Annotated in this window: 17 protein-coding genes and 1 pseudogene; 13 read left to right on the forward strand and 5 right to left on the reverse strand. The window is 71.3% G+C overall.

Features of this window, described 5'->3' with window-relative positions; genetic code table 11:
- Positions 1-3 precede the first annotated feature (3 nt).
- Genes ABZS71_RS11180 through ABZS71_RS11195 form a run of 4 tightly spaced genes read right to left on the reverse strand, consistent with a single transcriptional unit; the run spans position 4 to position 3,597 of the window.
- Entirely contained in the window at positions 4-624 is a 621-nt protein-coding gene (locus ABZS71_RS11180) for a response regulator transcription factor (RefSeq protein WP_355855217.1), read from the reverse strand.
- On the reverse strand, positions 621-1,898 hold the full coding sequence (locus ABZS71_RS11185) for a sensor histidine kinase (RefSeq protein ID WP_356208944.1): 1,278 nt from the start codon (positions 1,896-1,898) through the stop codon (positions 621-623). Before ABZS71_RS11185 ends, ABZS71_RS11180 begins: the two co-directional genes overlap by 4 nt.
- On the reverse strand, positions 1,856-2,716 hold the full coding sequence (locus tag ABZS71_RS11190) for an ABC transporter permease (RefSeq protein ID WP_355855224.1): 861 nt from the start codon (positions 2,714-2,716) through the stop codon (positions 1,856-1,858). Before ABZS71_RS11190 ends, ABZS71_RS11185 begins: the two co-directional genes overlap by 43 nt.
- A complete protein-coding gene (locus ABZS71_RS11195; RefSeq protein WP_356208945.1) occupies positions 2,713-3,597 on the reverse strand; it encodes an ABC transporter ATP-binding protein in 885 nt (294 codons plus the stop codon). Before ABZS71_RS11195 ends, ABZS71_RS11190 begins: the two co-directional genes overlap by 4 nt.
- A gap of 185 nt (positions 3,598-3,782) precedes the next feature.
- Here ABZS71_RS11195 and ABZS71_RS11200 point away from each other — a divergent pair, with 185 nt between their 5' ends.
- Together ABZS71_RS11200 and ABZS71_RS11205 are read left to right on the forward strand one after the other, a co-directional pair.
- A complete protein-coding gene (locus ABZS71_RS11200; RefSeq protein ID WP_356208947.1) occupies positions 3,783-4,439 on the forward strand; it encodes a vitamin K epoxide reductase family protein in 657 nt (218 codons plus the stop codon).
- A gap of 450 nt (positions 4,440-4,889) precedes the next feature.
- Positions 4,890-6,254 carry a replication-associated recombination protein A gene (locus ABZS71_RS11205; protein ID WP_356208949.1) on the forward strand — a complete coding sequence of 455 codons (1,365 nt, stop codon included), beginning with the start codon at positions 4,890-4,892 and terminating at the stop codon, positions 6,252-6,254.
- 194 nt (positions 6,255-6,448) lie between these two features.
- Here ABZS71_RS11205 and ABZS71_RS11210 read toward each other — a convergent pair.
- Positions 6,449-7,122 (reverse strand): annotated as a pseudogene (locus ABZS71_RS11210) (DUF2470 domain-containing protein).
- 55 nt (positions 7,123-7,177) lie between these two features.
- On the opposite strand from ABZS71_RS11210, the gene rpsD reads away from it, so the two are divergent.
- The 11 genes from rpsD to ABZS71_RS11265 all read left to right on the forward strand — a co-directional run bounded on the left by rpsD (position 7,178) and on the right by ABZS71_RS11265 (position 18,961).
- Complete coding sequence (gene rpsD, locus ABZS71_RS11215) at positions 7,178-7,789, forward strand: 30S ribosomal protein S4 (protein ID WP_355855247.1); 612 nt, start codon at positions 7,178-7,180, stop codon at positions 7,787-7,789.
- A 242-nt stretch (positions 7,790-8,031) separates the two neighbouring features.
- Positions 8,032-8,472 (forward strand): DUF948 domain-containing protein, encoded by a 441-nt coding sequence (locus ABZS71_RS11220; RefSeq protein ID WP_355855250.1) that lies wholly within the window; start codon positions 8,032-8,034, stop codon positions 8,470-8,472.
- A gap of 8 nt (positions 8,473-8,480) precedes the next feature.
- On the forward strand, positions 8,481-8,810 hold the full coding sequence (locus ABZS71_RS11225; RefSeq protein WP_356208951.1) for a DUF6167 family protein: 330 nt from the start codon (positions 8,481-8,483) through the stop codon (positions 8,808-8,810).
- Positions 8,810-11,479, forward strand: coding sequence for an alanine--tRNA ligase (gene alaS, locus ABZS71_RS11230; protein ID WP_356208953.1), 2,670 nt, complete (start codon positions 8,810-8,812; stop codon positions 11,477-11,479). The genes ABZS71_RS11225 and alaS overlap by 1 nt, the downstream gene beginning before the upstream one ends.
- 5 nt (positions 11,480-11,484) lie before the next feature.
- Entirely contained in the window at positions 11,485-11,949 is a 465-nt protein-coding gene (gene ruvX, locus ABZS71_RS11235; protein WP_355855259.1) for a Holliday junction resolvase RuvX, read from the forward strand.
- Between the two features lie 94 nt (positions 11,950-12,043).
- Positions 12,044-13,813: an endolytic transglycosylase MltG gene (gene mltG / locus ABZS71_RS11240; RefSeq protein ID WP_356208955.1), complete on the forward strand. Its 1,770-nt coding sequence runs from the start codon at positions 12,044-12,046 to the stop codon at positions 13,811-13,813.
- Between the two features lie 7 nt (positions 13,814-13,820).
- Positions 13,821-14,660, forward strand: a complete 840-nt coding sequence (locus tag ABZS71_RS11245; protein ID WP_356208957.1) for a shikimate dehydrogenase — start codon at positions 13,821-13,823, stop codon at positions 14,658-14,660.
- Positions 14,661-14,933: 273 nt separating this feature from the next.
- Entirely contained in the window at positions 14,934-16,118 is a 1,185-nt protein-coding gene (aroC, locus tag ABZS71_RS11250) for a chorismate synthase (protein WP_356208959.1), read from the forward strand.
- Positions 16,115-16,729, forward strand: a complete 615-nt coding sequence (locus ABZS71_RS11255) for a shikimate kinase (RefSeq protein ID WP_356208960.1) — start codon at positions 16,115-16,117, stop codon at positions 16,727-16,729. Before aroC ends, ABZS71_RS11255 begins: the two co-directional genes overlap by 4 nt.
- Positions 16,726-17,820, forward strand: a complete 1,095-nt coding sequence (gene aroB, locus ABZS71_RS11260) for a 3-dehydroquinate synthase (protein WP_355855268.1) — start codon at positions 16,726-16,728, stop codon at positions 17,818-17,820. The genes ABZS71_RS11255 and aroB overlap by 4 nt, the downstream gene beginning before the upstream one ends.
- Before the next feature lie 259 nt (positions 17,821-18,079).
- Positions 18,080-18,961 (forward strand): Pro-rich N-terminal domain-containing protein, encoded by an 882-nt coding sequence (locus ABZS71_RS11265; protein WP_356208962.1) that lies wholly within the window; start codon positions 18,080-18,082, stop codon positions 18,959-18,961.
- Positions 18,962-19,122: the final 161 nt, after the last annotated feature.

Here is a 19,122-nt window from a genome sequence, read left to right on the forward strand (position 1 = left end):
CCCCTACAGCAGCCCCAGCCGCATCGCGCTGGTCACCGCCGCCGTGCGGTCGTCCACGCCGAGTTTGCCGAAGGCCCGCAGCAGATGGGTCTTCACCGTCGACTCGCCGATGAACAACCGCCGGCCGATCTCGGCGTTGGTGCAGCCCTCCGCGACCAGCCGTAGGACGGCCGTCTCGCGCTCGGAGAGCCGGGGGCGCTCGGGGCGGTCGCGGAGTTGGTCCATGAGACGGGCGGCGACGGACGGGGCCAGGACCGTTTCCCCGCGGGCGGCCGCGCGGACGGCCTCGGCCAGTTCGGCGCGGGCCAGGTCCTTCAGCAGATAGCCCGCAGCGCCCGCCTCGACCGCGCGCAGGATGTCGCCGTCCGTCTCGTACGTGGTCAGGACGATCACCCGGGACGGCAGCCCGGCGGCGGTCATCCGGGCGATCGATTCGACCCCGCCGCCGTCCGGCATCCGCAGATCCATCAACACCACATCCGGCAGCAGCGACGCGCAGAGCGCCTCCGCGCGCGGCCCGCTGGCCGCCTCGCCGACGACCGTCAGATCGGGCTCGGCGCCGAGCATGCCGCGCAGCCCCTCCCGCACCACCGGATGGTCGTCCGCGATCAGGATCCGGATCACCGTGCGCTCCTCGTTCGTACCGATGCCTGGGCGGGCGCCTGGACGGGCAGTTCGACCGCGACGGTCGTGCCCTGCCCCGGTGCGCCGCGTACCTCCGCCGTGCCGCCCGCCTCGCCGGCCCGCGCCCGCAGCCCCGCGAGGCCGTAGCCGTCATGCGGGGCGCGCGGATCGAAGCCGCGGCCCGCGTCCCGTACGAGGAGCCGCAGCGCGTCCTCGCCGTAGCCGAGCGCGATCGTCACGGCGGCGTCCGGACCGGCGTGGCGGCGGGCGTTGGCCAGCGCTTCCTGACAGGAGCGCAGCGCCACCACCTCCACCCCGGCGGCCAGCGGCCGGACCGTGCCGGAGACCTCGACCCGGACGGGGGCGCCGGTCTGCTCCTCGTGGCGCGCGGCCAGCCGGCGCAGGGCGTCGGGGAGCGAACTGCCGTCCAGATCGGCCGGGCCCGCCCCGGCGACCAGGGCGCGGGCCTCCGCGAGGTTCTCCCGGGCCGTACGGGCCATCAGGTCCAGATGGCGGCGGGCCAGCGGCGCATCGCGCTCGAACTCCGACTCGACGGCCTGAACGAGCATCAGCAGGCTGGTGAAGCCCTGCGCGAGGGTGTCATGGATCTCCCGGGAGAACCGCTCCCGCTCCGCGAGAGCGCCGTGCGCGGCGGAGAGCCGCGCCACCTCCTCGCGGCTGGTCTCCAGTTCGGCGATCAGCGCGGCACGCTCCTTGCTCTGCTCGATGACCATGAGGATCCAGCTGCCGAGGATCGCCGAGAAGGCCAATGTGACCACGGCGAAGAGGGAGTTGAAGAACAGATCGTGCGGATCCGGCCGCCGCATCAGCGCCCAGGCCACCACCGGCGCGATGTTGGTGACGGCGAGGGCGATCAGCGCCCAGCGCATCCGCAGCAGCATGAAGCACTGGGGCGCGAGCGCGAAGGTGGCGATCCGGGTCTCACCGACGAACGCCGAGGGCACCAGGAAGAACAGGGCGAGCCCCACGAGGTAGAAAGCCGCGCGGCGTTGGTCCTCGCCCTCGGTCAGCAGGGCCTGGCGGCCGACGAGGACGTACCAGGGCGCGGTCGCGGCGAAGAACACCGCCGCGACCGCGCGGGGGCCGGTGCCCGAGTCCGACCCGGACAGGATGAACAGGAACGTCGCCGCGAACACGATCGCGTAGTAGGCGTCCCAGCGCAGATAGGCGCGGTGGTACACGTCCGAGTCGCGGGGGCCGGTGGACTCGGTCAGCCGTCGCGGCGGCTCTTCCACCGGAAGGTCAGCAGACACAGCACCAATCCTCCGACGCACCAGGCGCCCAGCACCAGGGCGATACGGCCGTATTCCCAGGCACCCGCCTGCTCCAGCACCGCCGCCGAGTCGGGCAGGAACACCCCGCGGAACCCCTGGCACATCCACTTCAGCGGGAACAGGGCGCCCACGGTGAGCATCCAGTCGGGCAGGGTGTCGATCGAGATGTAGACGCCGGAGATGAACTGCAGCACCAGGAACGGCAGCACGACCACCGAGGTGGCGCTCCCGCCGGAGCGCGGCACGCTGCCGATCGCGATGCCCAGCAGCGCGCAGCCGGTCAGCCCGAGGGCGAAGACCCAGCCGAAGGTCAGCCACTTGGTGGCGCTGGTGGGCAGATCGAGGTCGAAGAGCGTCGCACCGACGGCCAGCAGCAGGACGGTCTCGACGATCCCCGTGACCAGCACCAGCCACAGCTTGCCGAGGAAGTACGCGGCCGGGGGCATCGGCGTACCGCGCAGCCGCCGCAGCACCTTCTCGTCGCGCTCGACCGCGATGGAGACGCCCAGCGACTGGAAGCTCGTCGACATCACGCCCGCGGCGATCATCGCCGCGACGTACAGCTGGGAGGCGGTGATGCCCGCGCCCTTCACATCGTCGCTGAAGATCGAGGCGAAGAGGGTCAGGAAGACGATGGGGAAGGCGAAGGTGAAGACCACCTGTTCGCGCTGGCGGAAGAACTGCTTGAGCTCGATGGCGCCGCGGTGCAGCCCGACGGTCCAGGCGCCGGGGAGCGACGGGGGAGCGCCGGCCGCGGCGTCGGCGCGGGCGGCGGAGGTGGTGGTCGTGGTGGTCATCGCACGCTCTCCTGGTCCGTTTCCGTGGGGCGCTCGGTGGGCTGCCCGGTGAGGCGCAGATAGACGTCCTCCAGGGTCGGCCGGGCGATCCGCAGCCCCGGTATCTCCCCCTCGAACCGGCGCATCAGGCCCGCGACCGTACGGGTCGGTGTGTCCGTCTCCTCGCTGCGCGCCCCGCCGCCGGGTTCCGTCCAGTGGACCGTCGCCCGACCGCCGTAGCGGCGGCGCAGCTCGGGGGGCGCGCCCTCGGCGACGACCTTGCCCGTGGCGATGACCGCGAGCCGGTCGGCCAGCGCCTCCGCCTCCTCCAGATAGTGCGTGGTCAGCACGATCGTGGTGCCCTCGTCGGCCAGTTGCCGGATCAGCTCCCAGAACTGCCGCCGGGCCGCCGGGTCGAAGCCCGTCGTCGGCTCGTCCAGCAGCAGCAGCTCCGGAGCGCCGATCACACCGAGGGCGACATCCAGCCGGCGCCGCTGCCCGCCCGACAGCGCCTTGATCCGGCTGTCGGTCTTCTCCCCCAGCCCGACCAGTGCGATGACCTCGTCGGGGTCGCGCGGCCGGGGGTAGTAGCGGGCGAAGTGCCGCACCGTCTCACGCACCGTCAACTCGGCCGGGGCGGATTCATCCTGCCAAACGATGCCGATCCGGGAACGCCACTCGCGCCCCGCGGCGGCGGGGTCCCGGCCCAGCACCGAGACCTCACCCGCGTCACGCGTCCGATGCCCCTGGAGGATCTCCACCGTCGTGCTCTTGCCCGCCCCGTTGGGGCCCAGGATCCCGAACACCTCACCGTGCCGGATGCCCAGGTCAACGCCGTCCAGCGCGGTCACCGCGCCGTAGCGCTTGCGCAGTCCGCGGACCCGCACCGCTTGTTCTGTCATGGTCACGAGTCTGGCGGCGCGGGGCGGCTCCCCGGGACGACCGGGCGGCCATCCTTATGTCCGCCGAACGGGGGACAGGGGAACATGGCATGGTCGTGATAAAGGGGCGGTACGGCGATGCCGGGTGCGGCACAATGGCCGTGCCCGACGGGGCTGGACACTGTGGGAGAGCGACGGACGGCGATATGGCGACGACTGCGATGGACGACGTGGAGTCCGGCGAGGCGCGGGAGAGCGCGCGAGCCGGGACGGGAGCCGGCCGTGCCTTCGCCCTCCTGCTCGTGATCACCGGTGCGCTCGGGCTGCTCGCCGCCTGGGTCATCACGATCGACAAGAACAAGATCCTCGAGTACAAGGCCGAGGGCAAGGTCTTCACGCCCGGTTGCAGCCTCAACCCGGTCGTCTCCTGCGGCAACATCATGGAGAGCGACCAGGCCCAGGCGTTCGGCTTCCCGAACCCGATGCTCGGCCTGGCCGCCTACGCCATCGTGATCTGCGTGGGCATGTCGCTGCTGGCCGGGGCCCGCTTCCCGCGCTGGTACTGGCTGACGTTCAACGCGGGCACGCTCTTCGGCGTCGGATTCGTGACCTGGCTCCAGTACGAGTCGCTGTACGTCATCGGCTCGCTGTGCCTGTGGTGCTGTCTCGCCTGGGTCGCCACCATCGTGATGTTCTGCTATGTCACCGGCCACAACCTCAGGCACGGCTATCTTCCGGCGCCGGACGGGCTGCGGCGCGGGCTGCTGGAGTTCCACTGGGTCGTGCCGGTGATGTGGATCGGCGTCATCGGGATGCTGATCCTCACGCGGTGGTGGGACTTCTGGACCGGCGCCCAGGGCTGAGCGATCTCGGGCTCCCACCGGTATGGGGTGCCCCCTCCGGCGAGTGAGCCGAGGGGGCGCGGCGCTGTCGAAAGGGAGAGCGCGCGGAGGCCCCTCGGGTTCCCATCCGGTATGGGGTGGCCCTCGGCGAGTGAGCCGAGGGGGCGCGGCGCTGTCGAAAGGGAGAGCGCGCGGAGGCCCCTCGGGTTCCCATCCGGTATGGGGTGGCCCTCGGCGAGTGAGCCGAAGGGGCGTGCCGCTGTCGAAAGGGAGAGCGCGCGGAGGCCCCGAGGAACGAGGGGTCGAGCACGGTCGACTGTCGACAGTGGCTTTAGCGCCCCGGAGGCGAACCGAGCCTCAAAAAAAGGAGGGGCCGAGCACGGTCGACCGTCGACAGGGGCTTAAAGCGCCCCGAAGGCGAACCGAGCCCTGAAAAGGGGGCCTGTCAGCGGGGTGGCATAGGCTTCCGGGGTGGAGCCAGACCTGTTCACCGCCGCCGCGGAGGACCGCCAGGAGAAGGACCCGGCCAGCAGTCCGCTGGCCGTGCGGATGCGCCCGCGCACCCTTGACGAGGTGGTGGGCCAGCAGCATCTGCTGCGCCCCGGATCCCCGCTGAGACGCCTCGTCGGCGAGGGCAGCGGCGGCCCGGCCGGACCGTCCTCGGTCATCCTGTGGGGCCCGCCCGGGATCGGCAAGACGACCCTGGCGTATGTCGTCAGCCAGGCCACCCAGAAGCGGTTTGTCGAGCTGTCGGCGATCACCGCGGGGGTGAAGGAGGTCCGGGCCGTCATCGACGGCGCTCGCCGTTCCTCCGGGGCGTACGGGCGGGAGACCGTGCTCTTCCTGGACGAGATCCACCGCTTCAGCAAGGCCCAGCAGGACTCGCTGCTGCCCGCCGTCGAGAACCGCTGGGTGACGCTGATCGCGGCCACCACCGAGAATCCGTACTTCTCGGTGATCTCCCCGCTGCTCTCCCGCTCACTGCTGCTCACGCTGGAGTCGCTGACCGACGACGATCTGCGCGGGCTGCTGCGCCGTGCCCTCGCCGACGAGCGCGGGCTCGGCGGCGCGGTCAGCCTCCCCGAGGAGGCCGAGGCGCATCTGCTGCGGATCGCGGGCGGCGATGCCCGGCGGGCCCTCACCGCGCTGGAGGCGGGCGCCGGCGCGGCCATAGCCAAGGGTGAGGATGAGATTGCGCTCACCACGCTGGAGGAGGCGGTCGACCGGGCCGCGGTGAAGTACGACCGCGCGGGTGACCAGCACTACGACGTGGCGAGCGCCCTCATCAAGTCCATCCGGGGTTCGGATGTGGACGCCGCGCTCCACTACCTGGCCCGGATGATCGAGGCGGGCGAGGATCCGCGGTTCATCGCCCGCCGGCTGATGATCTCGGCCAGCGAGGACATCGGGCTCGCCGATCCGACCGCCCTGCCCATCGCCGTGGCGGCGGCGCAGGCGGTCGCGCTGATCGGCTTCCCGGAGGCCGCGCTCACCCTCAGCCACGCCACGATCGCGCTGGCGCTCGCGCCCAAGTCCAACGCCGCCACCACGGCGATCGGCGCGGCGCTGGCCGATGTGCGGGCGGGTCTCGCGGGGCCGGTGCCGCCGCATCTGCGCGACGGGCACTACAAGGGCGCCAAGAAACTGGGCCATGCGCAGGGGTATCTCTACCCGCACGACCTCCCGGGCGGTATCGCCGCGCAGCAGTACGCACCGGACAAGATCCACGGCAAGCGGTATTACGAGCCGACGCGCTACGGGGCGGAGGCGCGGTACGCGGATGTGGTGGAGCGGGTGCGGGCGCGTCTTCGCGGTGACCAGCCGCCGGAGTCGTAGCGCATCGCGTGGGGCCGTAGCGCATCGCGTGGGGCCGTAGCGCATCGCGTGGAGCCGCAGCGCATCGCGCGGGGCCGTAGTGCGTCGCGCGGTGGCCGATGCCGCGGCTCGGCCGTTCCTGGGGCGTGTGGCCGGGCGCGAGACGGTGCCGCACCCGGCAACGACGCTCACCCCATCAGTCGGCTCGGTCGGGCTCAGTCGGCCGCGGCCTCGAAGAGCGCGTGCATCGCGCGCCGCAGCTCGGAGACGTTCTCCACCGGCTCCGGGAAGTCGAAGCGGGCGTCGAACGGCTGGTCGGCGTCGTCGGTGAAGCGGACCCGAAGGCCGAAGCGGTCCAGGGCCACGGGGATCGCCGGGCCCCGGGTGCAGACCACCGACGAGAGCTCGCCGAGCAGGGCGCACAGGCCGCGCACCTGGTCGCTGTGGGCCGCGTGCAGATGCTGGAGGAGGTCGGCCTCGTGCGGGGCGAGCGGGTCGGGGGTGGCCGTCGCGAAGTGAGCCAGCCGGCCACCCAGGCGCGGCCGCGGATCCGGTCGGGCACCGCGACCGGGGCGACGTCCGTGATCTCCATCACGCAGGTCAGATCGTCGTCCCGCGCGTACGCCGCGGCGCGGGCGGCGGGAGAGCCGCCGGGTAGCAGCATGACCACATCCCCGTCGGGGGCGACAGTGCGGGCGGCGGGGCCGTCCGTACCGAGATCGTCCAGGGGCTCGATTCCGGGAATCGTCAAGGACGCCGTAGCCTTGGATTCAACGAGAGTACGTACGCGCTCTGCCGGCGTCGGCCGCAGGGTGGCTTCCACGGGACGCGGCTGACCCTCCTCGGGGCTCTGACCAGTGCTGGGCAGGGGGATCCCAGGTCGAAACATGCGTTCTCCTCGGCTAAGGTAAGGCTCACCTAACTTACATGGAGGTTCGTTCCACGTGAACCAGTCGCGTCCCAAGGTCAAGAAGTCGCGAGCGCTCGGTATCGCGCTGACCCCGAAGGCCGTCAAGTACTTCGAGGCCCGCCCCTATCCGCCGGGCGAGCACGGCCGTGGCCGCAAGCAGACCAGTGACTACAAGGTCCGGCTGCTGGAGAAGCAGCGTCTGCGCGCTCAGTACGACATCAGCGAGCGCCAGATGGCCCGTGCCTACGACCGCGCTCGGAAGGTCGCAGCCAAGACGGGCGAGGCCCTGATCATCGAGCTTGAGCGCCGTCTGGACGCGCTCGTCCTGCGGTCGGGAATCGCCCGCACCATCTACCAGGCCCGCCAGATGGTGGTCCACGGCCACATCGAGGTCAACGGCCGCAAGGTCGACAAGCCCTCCTTCCGGGTCCACCCGGACGACGTGGTGATGGTCCGCGAGCGCAGCCGCGAGAAGCACCCGTTCCAGGTGGCCCGCGAGGGTGGCTACGCCCCCGACGGCGAGACCCCGCGCTACCTGCAGGTCAACCTGAAGGCGCTCGCCTTCCGGCTCGACCGGGACCCCAACCGCAAGGAGATCCCGGTGATCTGCGACGAGCAGCTCGTCGTCGAGTACTACGCCCGCTGATCCAGCGGATCCGACGTACACATCCAGCCCGCGGGTTCCCCCTCGACACCGGTCGACGGGGAACCTTGCGGGCTGTTTGGCCGCCCGGTCCGGGCGGCCCCTAATGCGTTTCGGGAGGGCGTGCCCGGCGCGATAAGGTCGATACCTGCCGCCCGCACCCGGATGACCGCCCGAGAGCGGCGGGTGACGGACGACCCGAACAACGACGACCGACGACGAGCGGCAACAGGGAGCGGTGCAACGTGTCCGGTGGAGAGGTGGCCGGGATCCTTGTGGCCGTGTTCTGGGCGATCCTCGTGTCTTTCCTCGCCCTCGCGCTGGTGAGGCTGGCGCAGACGCTCAAGGCGGCCACCAAGCTGGTGGCGGAGGTCACTGACCAGGCGGTTCCGCTGCTCAGCGAGGCATCCGCGACCGTGCGCTCGGCCAATACGCAGCTCGCCCGCGTGGACTCGATCGCGGCGGACGTCCAGGAGGTCACCTCCAACGCCTCCGCGCTCTCCTCGACCGTCTCCACCGCCTTCGGCGGCCCGCTGGTCAAGGTGGCCGCGTTCGGCTACGGCGTACGGCGCGCCATCGGCCGCAAGGGGCGCCCGGAGGAAGACCCCGCGGGCACCGTCGTCATCGGCAAGACCCTGCCGTCCGCCCGCCGGGGCGGCCGCCGCAACCGTGGATCGAAGGGCTGACAGACCGGATGTTCCGCCGCACATTCTGGTTCACCACCGGCGTAGCCGCCGGCGTATGGGCCACCACCAAGGTCAACCGCAAGCTCAACAAGCTCACCCCGGAGAGCCTGGCGGCGCAGGCCGCCGACCGGGCGGTGCTCGCGGGCCGGCGGATCAAGGTCTTCGCGCTCGACGTACGGGACGGCATGGCCGACCGCGAGGCGGCGCTCAAGGACGCACTCGGCCTCACCGCGGCGCCCCCGAACGATGTGAAGCAGCTGCCCGCCCAGCGCGGCCGCGCCCAGCTCACCCACACCTACTCCTACAACCCCCACAAAGCCGGAAATGAGGACCACTGATGGAGTCGGCTGAAATCCGCCGCCGCTGGCTGCGCTTCTTCGAAGAGCGCGGGCACACCGTCGTGCCGTCGGCGTCGCTCATCGCGGACGACCCGACGCTGCTGCTGGTCCCCGCGGGCATGGTTCCCTTCAAGCCGTACTTCCTCGGCGAGGTCAAGCCGCCCTTCGACCGCGCCGTCAGCGTGCAGAAGTGCGTGCGTACCCCGGACATCGAAGAGGTCGGCAAGACCACCCGCCACGGCACCTTCTTCCAGATGTGCGGGAACTTCTCGTTCGGCGACTACTTCAAGGAAGGCGCCATCCGGTACGCCTGGGAGCTGCTGACCAGCTCCGTGGAGGAGGGTGGCTACGGTCTCGACCCCGAGCGGCTGTGGATCACCGTCTATGAGCAGGACGAGGAGGCCGAGCGCATCTGGCGCGAGGTCATCGGTGTCCCCGCCGAGCGCATCCAGCGCCTGGGCATGGGCCCGAACTACTGGTCCATGGGCGTCCCCGGCCCCTGTGGCCCCTGCTCCGAGATCAACTACGACCGCGGCCCCGAATTCGGTGAAGAGGGCGGCCCGGCGGTCAACGACGAGCGCTATGTGGAGATCTGGAACCTGGTCTTCATGCAGTACGAGCGGGGTTCGGGCGAGGGCAAGGAAGACTTTCCGATCCTCGGCGAGCTGCCCAGCAAGAACATCGACACCGGCCTCGGCCTCGAGCGCCTCGCGATGATCCTGCAGGGCGTGCGCAACATGTACGAGACCGACACCCTGCGCGTCGTCATGGACAAGGCCACCGAGCTGACCGGGGTCGCGTACGGCGCCGCCCATGACTCCGATGTCGCGCTGCGCGTGGTCGCCGACCATATGCGCACCTCCGTCATGCTCATCGGCGACGGCGTGACCCCCGGCAACGAGGGCCGCGGCTATGTGCTGCGCCGCATCATGCGCCGCGCCATCCGCAATATGCGCATCCTCGGTGCCACCGAGCCGGTCGTCGGCGAGCTCGTCGACGTGGTCCTGAAGACGATGGGCCAGCAGTACCCGGAGCTGCTGACCGACCGCAAGCGCATCGAGACCGTCGCCCTCGCCGAGGAGTCGGCCTTCCTGAAGACGCTGAAGGCCGGCACCAACATCCTCGACACCGCCGTCACCGACACCAAGGCCGCCGGCTCCACGGTGCTCCCCGGCGACAAGGCGTTCCTGCTCCATGACACCTGGGGCTTCCCGATCGACCTCACCCTCGAGATGGCCGCCGAACAGGGCCTGACGGTGGACGAGGCGGGCTTCCGCCGGCTGATGAAGGAGCAGCGGGAGCGCGCCAAGGCCGACGCGAGGGCCAAGAAGACCGGCCACGCCGACCTCTCCGTCTACCGCGAGGTCGCCGACACCTCCGGCTCGACCGTCTTCACCGGCTACGCCGACACCGAGGGCGAGTCCACCGTCGTCGGTCTGCTGGTCGACGGGGTCTCCTCGCCCGCCGCCTCCGAGGGCGACGAGGTCGAGGTCGTCCTGGACCGCACCCCGTTCTACGCGGAGGGCGGCGGCCAGCTCGCCGACACCGGCCGGATCAAGCTCGACACCGGCGCCGTCGTCGAGGTGCGGGACGTCCAGCAGCCGGTCCCCGGCGTCAGCGTGCACAAGGGCGTCGTCCAGGTCGGCGAGTTGACGGTCGGCTCCACTGCGTACGCCCAGATCGACGTCCAGCGCCGGCGCGCCATCGCCCGTGCCCACAGCGCCACCCACCTCACCCACCAGGCGCTGCGTGACGCGCTGGGCCCGACCGCCGCCCAGGCCGGTTCGGAGAACTCGCCCGGCCGCTTCCGCTTCGACTTCGGCTCGCCGGCCGCCGTGCCCGGCACGGTGCTCACCGATGTCGAGCAGAAGATCAACGAGGTGCTCTCCCGTGAGCTCGACGTCACCGCCGAGGTGATGAGCATGGAGGACGCCAAGAAGCAGGGCGCCATCGCCGAGTTCGGCGAGAAGTACGGCGACCGGGTGCGCGTGGTGACCATCGGCGACTTCTCCAAGGAGCTGTGCGGTGGCACGCATGTGCACAACACCGCCCAGCTGGGTCTGGTGAAGCTGCTCGGCGAGTCCTCCATCGGCTCCGGCGTACGCCGCGTCGAGGCCCTGGTGGGCGTGGACGCGTACAACTTCCTGGCCCGGGAGCACACCGTCGTCTCGCGCCTCACCGACCTCGTCAAGGGCCGCCCGGAGGAGCTCCCGGAGAAGATCTCCGGCATGCTCGCCAAGCTCAAGGAGGCCGAGAAGGAGATCGAGCGGTTCCGCGCCGAGAAGGTGCTGCAGGCCGCCGGCGGTCTCGCCGCGGGCGCCAAGGACGTACGGGGCGTGGCCCTGGTCGCCGCGCAGGTGCCGGACGGCACCTCCGCCGACGATCTGCGCAAGCTCGTCCTGGATGTGCGCGGGCGCATTCCGGGTGACCGCCCGGCCGTCGTCGCCCTCTTCACCGTGGCGAACGGCCGTCCGCTGACCGTCATCGCCACCAACGAGGCGGCCCGCGAGCGCGGCCTCAAGGCCGGCGAGCTGGTCCGTACCGCCGCCAAGACGCTCGGCGGCGGAGGCGGCGGCAAGCCGGACGTCGCCCAGGGCGGCGGCCAGAACCCGAACGCCGTCGGCGAGGCCATCGAGGCCGTCGAGCGGCTCGTCGCGGAAGCGGCCTGATCGCCGTGCGACGCGGCAGGCGCATCGCCATCGACGTCGGGGACGCCCGGATCGGGGTCGCCTCGTGCGACCCCGACGGGATCCTCGCCACCCCCGTGGAGACCGTGCCGGGACGCGATATCCCGGCCGCTCACAAGCGGTTGGCGGCGATCGTCGAGGAGTACGAGCCCCTTGAGGTGGTGGTCGGCCTGCCGCGCTCGCTCAGCGGGCGCGAGGGGCCGGCCGCGGCCAAAGTGCGCACGTTCGCACGGGAGTTGGCGCGGCGGGTCGCACCGGTGCCGGTCCGGCTCGTCGACGAGCGTATGACGACTGTCACAGCGGCCCAGGGGCTGCGGGCTTCTGGCGTGACGTCAAAAAAGGGCCGTTCGGTTGTTGACCAGGCCGCCGCCGTCGTCATCCTCCAGAGTGCGCTGGAGACCGAGCGCGTCTCGGGCAAGGCTCCGGGCGAGGCCGTCGAAGTGGTCATCTGATCGCGGTACGGTAACGTTCCGCGCGACATGGCAGCGCCGTCCCCCCGTGCCACGAGCACACCGCACGGCCGCCACCTCCGTCGCTAGGGGTTCGATGACTGAGTACGGCCGGGGACCCGGCTCCCAACCGTGGCATCCCGACGACCCGCTGTACGGGGACCAGGGCTGGGGCGGGCACCAGGCAGTGGCCGGTCAGGACCCCTACGCACAGGACCCCAACGGCGGCCAGGGTGCCTACGGGCAGGATCCCTACGGGCACCAGCAGTATCCGCACGGGTACCAGCAGGACCCCCACCAGTACCAGCAGGACCCCCACCAGTACCAGCAGGACCCCCACCAGTACCAGCAGCAGCCTCAGCAGTACCAGCAGCAGCCTCAGTGGAACGGCCAGGACGGCGGCTATCCGCAGCAGGAGTACGCGGGCGGGGGCTGGGACGGTTCGTACGGGGGCATAGACCCGCACGACCCCTACGGCGGTGGACAGGGCGTGCAGAGCGGTCAAGGCGACTACTACGCCGCTCAGGGCTACCAGGGGCAACAGCAGGTGCCGCAGCAGGCGTCGGCGCCGCAGCAGACGCAGCCGATGCCCGTGGTGCCTCAGGAGCACCAGGTGCCGCGGCAGGCGCGGCACCCCCAGGAGGCTCAGGACCTTCAGGAGCCCGCCGCTCAGCAGACCGACCAGGACGAGGAGGACCACCCCTTCTTCCTGGACGGCGGCGGCCCCGGCGGCCGGATCACGCCGGACGACGACGAGGACGACGACGACCGCGGCGGCAAGCAGGGCAAGAAGCCCAAGCGCCGCAGCGGTGTCGCCTGTCTCTTCGTCACCGTCGTCCTGGTGGGTGCCGTCGGCGGAGGCGGCTACTACGCGTACGACTTCTGGCAGACCCGCTTCGGCCCCGCGCCGGACTACGCGGGCAAGGGCACCGGTCAGGTCGAGGTGGAGATCCCCGGCGGTTCGGGCAACGCCGAGATCGGCACCATCCTCGCCGAGAAGGGTGTGGTCAAGAGCAGCGGTGCGTTTGTGCAGGCCGTGGAGGACAGCGGCAAGTTCGTCCAGCCGGGCTCCTACAGCCTCCGCAAGGAGATGTCCGGCGCGGCAGCGGTCAAGCTGATGCTCGACCCCGCCAGCAGCAATGGCCTGACCGTCACCGAGGGCATGCGCGATGCGGCGATCTACGCGGCGATGGACAAGAAGATCGGCCTGAAGGCGGGGACCACCGCGGGCGTCGCCAAGAAGGAGGCCAAGAACCTCGGGCTGCCGTCGTGGGCCGATGACAACACCAAGATCAAGGATCCGCTGGAAGGATTCCTCTACCCGTCCCGCTACAGCGTGGGCAAGGGTGCCAAGCCTCAGGACGTCCTGCGGAAGATGGTCGCCCTCGCCAAGCAGAACTACGCGAAGCAGGACCTGGAGGGCAAGGCCAAGGAGCTGGGCCTGAAGACTCCGCTCCAGCTGATCACCGTGGCCAGCCTGGTCCAGGCGGAGGGCGTCACCCATGACGACTTCCGCAAGATGTCCGAGGTCGTCTACAACCGGCTCGAGCCCGGGAACACCCAGACCAACGGCAAGCTGGAATTCGACTCCACGTACAACTACGTCAAGAACCAGAGCAAGATCGATATCCCGATCAATTCGATAAAGAAGTACAACAACCCGTACAACACGTACTTCTACAAGGGGCTGCCCCCCGGTCCGATCGGAAATCCGGGCGAGGACGCGCTGAAGGCGGCGATGAACCCCACCAACGACGGGTGGTACTACTTCATCTCGCTCGACGGCAAGACGAGTCATTTCTCGAAGACCTACACGGAACACCAGAAGTGGGTCGACAAGTTCAATAAGCAGCGCACGAACGGCTGAGGAAAGAATGTCGGAAAACCGCAGGGCGGCGGTGCTCGGTTCGCCGATCGCCCACTCCCTGTCGCCGGTGCTGCACCGCGCCGCGTATGAACAGCTGGGCCTTCGCGGGTGGACGTACGACCGTTTCGAGGTCGACGAGGCCGCCCTGCCAGGCTTCTTCAAGCGGCTCGACGAGGCCGGTGGACCGGCCTGGGCGGGTCTCTCCCTGACCATGCCGCTCAAGCGAGCCGTCATTCCGCTGCTGGACCGGATCACCGATACGGCGGCCTCGGTCGAGGCCGTCAACACGGTCGTCTTCACCGAGGACGGCGGCCGGATCGGCGACAACACGGATATCCCGGGCATGCTCGCGGCGCTTCGTGAGCGCGGCGTCGAGCGCGTGGAGCGCGCCGCCGTGCTGGGCGCCGGCGCCACGGCCTCCTCGGCCCTGGCCGCGCTCTCCCGGATCTGCGCCGGAGAGGTCACCGCGTACGTCCGCAGCGACGCGCGCGCCGCCGAGATGCGGCAGTGGGGCGAGCGGCTGGGCGTCGCGGTCCGCACCGCGGACTGGAGCGACGCGGCCGAGGCGTTCCGCGCCCCGCTGGTGATCGCCACGACCCCGGCGGGCACGACGGACGCGCTCGCCGCGGCCGTACCGGAGCGCCCCGGCGCGCTCTTCGACGTCCTCTACGACCCCTGGCCGACGGCGCTCGCCGCCGCCTGGTCGGCCCGCGGCGGCGCGGTCGTCGGCGGCCTCGACCTGCTCGTCCACCAGGCGGTGCTCCAGGTCGAGCGGATGACGGGCCGCGCTCCCGCACCGCTGGCCGCGATGCGCGAGGCGGGCGAGGCCGCCCTGGCCGCCCGCTGACCCCTCGCGCCTCTCCTGATCTCTCGCCGCCTCATCTGACCGCTCGCCGCCTCTCCTGATCTCTCGCTGACCGCTCGCCGATCCCTCGCCGATCCCTCGCCGATCCCTCGCCGATCCCTCGCCGATCCCTCGCCGATCCCTCGCGAAGGGTCCATCCCATGGACCGGGAGCTGAGACAAGCCCCGGACGTGGGAGGATCGGAGGTGGCGGGCCGGGGTCGCGCGTACCCGGCCGCGCCGGACGACGTCGAGGCGCGAGCATGAGGGAGCACCGTTGAGCAGGTTGCGCTGGCTGACCGCGGGGGAGTCGCACGGCCCCGCACTCGTGGCGACGCTGGAGGGGCTGCCCGCCGGCGTGCCGATCACCACCGACATGGTGGCGGACGCCCTCGCGCGACGGCGGCTCGGCTATGGCCGCGGTGCCCGGATGAAGTTCGAGCGCGACGAGGTCACCTTCATCGGTGGCGTCCGGCACGGACTGACCATCGGCTCCCCGGTCGCGATCATGGTCGGCAACACCGAGTGGCCGAAGTGGGAAGAGGTCATGGCGGCCGACCCGGTGGACCCCGAGATCCTCGCCGGACTGGCCCGTAACGCACCGCTCACCCGCCCCCGCCCCGGCCACGCGGACCTCGCGGGCATGCAAAAGTATGGTTTCGACGAGGCCCGGCCGATCCTGGAGCGCGCCAGCGCCCGGGAGACCGCCGCCCGCGTCGCGCTCGGCGCGGTCGCCCGCTCCTACCTCAAGGAGACGGCCGGGATCGAGATCGTCTCCCATGTCGTGGAGCTGGCCGCCGCGAAGGCACCGTACGGCGTCTACCCGAAGCCGTCCGACGTCGAGCGGCTCGACGCCGACCCGGTGCGCTGCCTCGACAGCGATGCGAGCAAGGCGATGGTCGCCGAGATCGACCAGGCCCACAAGGAGGGCGACACGCTCGGCGGCGTCGTCGAGGTGCTCGCGTACGGCGTGCCGGTGGGGCTCGGCTCGCATGTGCACTGGGACCGGCGGCTGGACGCGCGGCTGGCCGCCGCGCTGATGGGCATCCAGGCCATCAAGGGCGTCGAGGTCGGGGACGGCTTCGACCTCGCCCGGGTACCCGGTTCCCAGGCGCATGACGAGATCCTGCCGACGGACGAGGGCCTCAAGCGCTCCTCGGGCCGCTCCGGGGGCACCGAGGGCGGGCTGACGACCGGCGAGCTGCTGCGCGTACGGGCCGCGATGAAGCCGATCGCGACCGTGCCGCGCGCGCTGGCCACGATCGATGTGACCACCGGGGAGCCGACCAAGGCCCACCACCAGCGCTCGGACGTATGCGCCGTCCCGGCGGCGGGCATCGTCGCCGAGGCGATGGTCGCGCTGGTCCTCGCGGACGCGGTCGCGGAGAAGTTCGGCGGCGACTCGGTCGCCGAGACCCGCCGCAATGTGCGGAGCTTCCTCGAGAACCTGGTCATCCGGTGAGCGACGCACGCGAGGCTGCCGAGCGGCAGGCACACGACGACGCGCTGGTTCGCCGAGCGGGCGGAGAAGCGAACGATTCGGCGGGGCTGAGCGGTACGAAGGGGCCCGCCGTGGTGCTCGTCGGGCCCATGGGCGTGGGGAAGACCACCGTCGGACGGGTGCTCGCCGACCGGCTCGACACCACCTTCCGCGACACCGACACCGATATCGTCGAGACGGCGGGCAAGCCGATCTCGGAGATCTTCATCGACGAGGGCGAGCCGTACTTCCGCGAGCTGGAACGGCAGGCCGTGCGGGACGCCGTCGCCGAGCACACGGGCGTCCTCGCGCTGGGCGGCGGCGCGATCATGGACGAGGGCACCCGCGCGCTGCTCGCCGACCTGCCGGTCGCCTTCCTGGAGATGGGCGTCGCCGAGGCCGTCAAGCGCACCGGGCTCGACGCCCCGCGCCCGCTGCTCGCCGTCAACCCGCGTCAGCGCTGGCGCGAGCTGATGGAGCAGCGCCGCCCGCTGTACACCGAGGTCGCCCGCGCCGTGGTGTCGACCGAGGGCCGCACCCCCGAAGACGTCGCCGACGCCGTCCTGGACGCACTGGAGTTGAAGAACGCATGACCACCGACACCCCCACGCGCATCCAGGTCGGAGGCACCGCGGGCACCGATCCGTACGAGGTCCTGGTCGGCCGGCAGCTGCTCGGCGAGCTCCCCGGGCTGATCGGGGGCGCTGCCAAGCGCGTCGCCGTACTGCACCCCGAGGCGCTGGCCGAGACCGGTGAGGCCGTCCGCCAGGACCTCGCCGACCAGGGCTACGAGGCCATCGCGATCCAGCTGCCGAACGCGGAGGAGGCCAAGACCGCCGAGGTCGCCGCGTACTGCTGGAAGGCGCTCGGCCAGACCGGCTTCACCCGCACCGATGTGATCGTCGGCGTCGGCGGCGGCGCCACCACCGACGTCGCGGGGTTCGTGGCCGCGACCTGGCTGCGCGGGGTGCGCTGGATCGCCGTTCCGACGACCGTGCTCGGCATGGTCGACGCGGCGGTCGGCGGCAAGACCGGTATCAACACCGCCGAGGGCAAGAACCTCGTCGGCGCCTTCCACCCCCCGGCCGGGGTGCTGTGCGACCTGGGCGCGCTGGACTCGCTGCCGGTCAACGACTACGTCAGCGGGCTCGCCGAGGTCATCAAGGCGGGCTTCATCGCCGACCCGGAGATCCTGGAGCTGATCGAGCGGGACCCGGCCGGTGCCCGCACGCCCACCGGCCCGTACGCCGCCGAGCTCATCGAGCGGTCGATCCGGGTCAAGGCGGAGGTCGTCTCCAGCGACCTCAAGGAGTCGGGGCTGCGCGAGATCCTCAACTACGGCCATACGCTCGCGCACGCCATCGAGAAGAACGAGCGCTACAACTGGCGGCATGGCGCGGCCGTCTCCGTCGGCATGGTCTTCGCCGCCGAACTGGGCCGCCTAGCGGGCCGCTTGGACGACGCCACGGCCGACCGGCACCGCACCGTCCTGGAGGCGGTCGGCCTGCCGCTCACCTACCGCGGCGACCAGTGGCCCAAGCTGCTGGAGACCATGAAGGTCGACAAGAAGTCCCGCGGTGACCTGCTGCGCTTCATCGTCCTCGACGGTCTGGCCAAGCCCACCGTGCTGGAGGCCCCGGACCCGGCGGTGCTGCTCGCGGCGTACGGGGAGATCTCCGCCTGACACGTCACAACTCCGTCATCGCGTGCCGGAGCCCGCGGCACCGCCGCGGGCTCCGGAATCGGCGGTTTCGCCTCGCACTTGCGGGCACCGGCACACGAATTGCCTGGCTGACGGGGCGCGCCGGGCACTCATCGGGTTTGCCGGGCGTTCACACAGCGGCGGTCGGGGCAGGTACCGTTCGGTAGGAGCGGCCTCACCGCCGCGTCATCACGCGTCAGTTGTCAGTCGAGAACTGCTGTACGAGACGGAGTGCCACCGGATGCAGCACGCAGTGGGAGCTCCGCTGCCACCGCCCCACCGGCCCGGGCAGGGACCCGGGCCGCAGGGCGCAGGCTGGGCCCAGGGCGCGAGCCATCACCCCGGCCCTCACCCGAATCCCCCCGCCCCGCCCGCGCCCCTGGTGCCCGGGCATCCGGCTCCCCCTCCGCATCAGGCGCCGGCCCACCCGGCCCCGCCCGCGCCCCCGCCGCACCCCGGCGCGCCGGTCGAGCCCGTGAACTCCACCGGCCATATCCAGCTGCCGCCCGGCGGCCCCGTGCCCCTCCCGCACCCTCCGGCGGACCCGGCGGTGGCCGACGCCTCGCAGGCGGCGGTGGCGGTGCTGCTGATCGGACCGGCCGGGGCGGGCAAGACGACGGTCGCCCGCCACTGGGCCGACCGCCGACGGGTGCCGACCGCGCACATCAGCCTGGACGATGTGCGCGAATGGGTCAGGTCCGGTTTCGCCAACCCCCAGTCGGGATGGAACGAGAACTCCGAGGCGCAGTATCGTCTCGCCCGCCGCACCTGCGGCTTCGCCGCCCGTAACTTCCTGGCCAACGGGATCTCCTGCATCCTCGACGACGCGGTCTTCCCGGACCGCCCGGTCGTCGGGCTCGGCGGCTGGAAGCGCCATGTCGGCCCCGGTCTGCTGCCCGTGGTGGTGCTGCCCGGTCTGGAGATCGTCCTGGAGCGGAACGCGGCCCGCTGCGGCAACCGCCGCCTCAGCGACGAGGAGGTGGCGCGGATCCACGGCCGGATGGCCGGGTGGTACGGCTCCGGGCTGCCGATCATCGACAACTCCACGTATGACGTGGAGACCACCGCGCGCATGCTGGACGAGGTCGTGGCACGCTCCATCGCCAGCCCCCCTACTTGGTAGGGCTCGGTTCGCCTCCGGGGCGCTAAAGCCCCTGTCGACGGTCGACCGTGCTCGGCCCCTCGTTCCTCGGGGCCTCCGCGCGCTCTCCCTTTCGACAGCGGCGCGCCCCTTCGGCTCACTCGCCGACTACCCGAGGCTCGGCAGCGGTGCGCCCCTTCGGC

The sequence above is a fragment of the Streptomyces sp. NPDC005393 genome (genome assembly GCF_040606675.1).
In the GTDB taxonomy this organism is placed as follows: domain Bacteria; phylum Actinomycetota; class Actinomycetes; order Streptomycetales; family Streptomycetaceae; genus Streptomyces.

Excerpts from the sequence above, each read along its gene's own strand:
- ABZS71_RS11190 (WP_355855224.1), bottom strand. The coding sequence starts at position 2,716 with ATGACCACCACGACCACCACCTCCGCCGCCCGCGCCGACGCCGCGGCC.
- ABZS71_RS11195 (WP_356208945.1), bottom strand. The coding sequence starts at position 3,597 with ATGACAGAACAAGCGGTGCGGGTCCGCGGACTGCGCAAGCGCTACGGC.
- ABZS71_RS11200 (WP_356208947.1), top strand. The coding sequence starts at position 3,783 with ATGGCGACGACTGCGATGGACGACGTGGAGTCCGGCGAGGCGCGGGAG.
- ABZS71_RS11225 (WP_356208951.1), top strand. The coding sequence starts at position 8,481 with ATGTTCCGCCGCACATTCTGGTTCACCACCGGCGTAGCCGCCGGCGTA.
- alaS (WP_356208953.1), top strand. The coding sequence starts at position 8,810 with ATGGAGTCGGCTGAAATCCGCCGCCGCTGGCTGCGCTTCTTCGAAGAG.
- mltG (WP_356208955.1), top strand. The coding sequence starts at position 12,044 with ATGACTGAGTACGGCCGGGGACCCGGCTCCCAACCGTGGCATCCCGAC.
- ABZS71_RS11245 (WP_356208957.1), top strand. The coding sequence starts at position 13,821 with ATGTCGGAAAACCGCAGGGCGGCGGTGCTCGGTTCGCCGATCGCCCAC.
- aroB (WP_355855268.1), top strand. The coding sequence starts at position 16,726 with ATGACCACCGACACCCCCACGCGCATCCAGGTCGGAGGCACCGCGGGC.
- ABZS71_RS11265 (WP_356208962.1), top strand. The coding sequence starts at position 18,080 with ATGCAGCACGCAGTGGGAGCTCCGCTGCCACCGCCCCACCGGCCCGGG.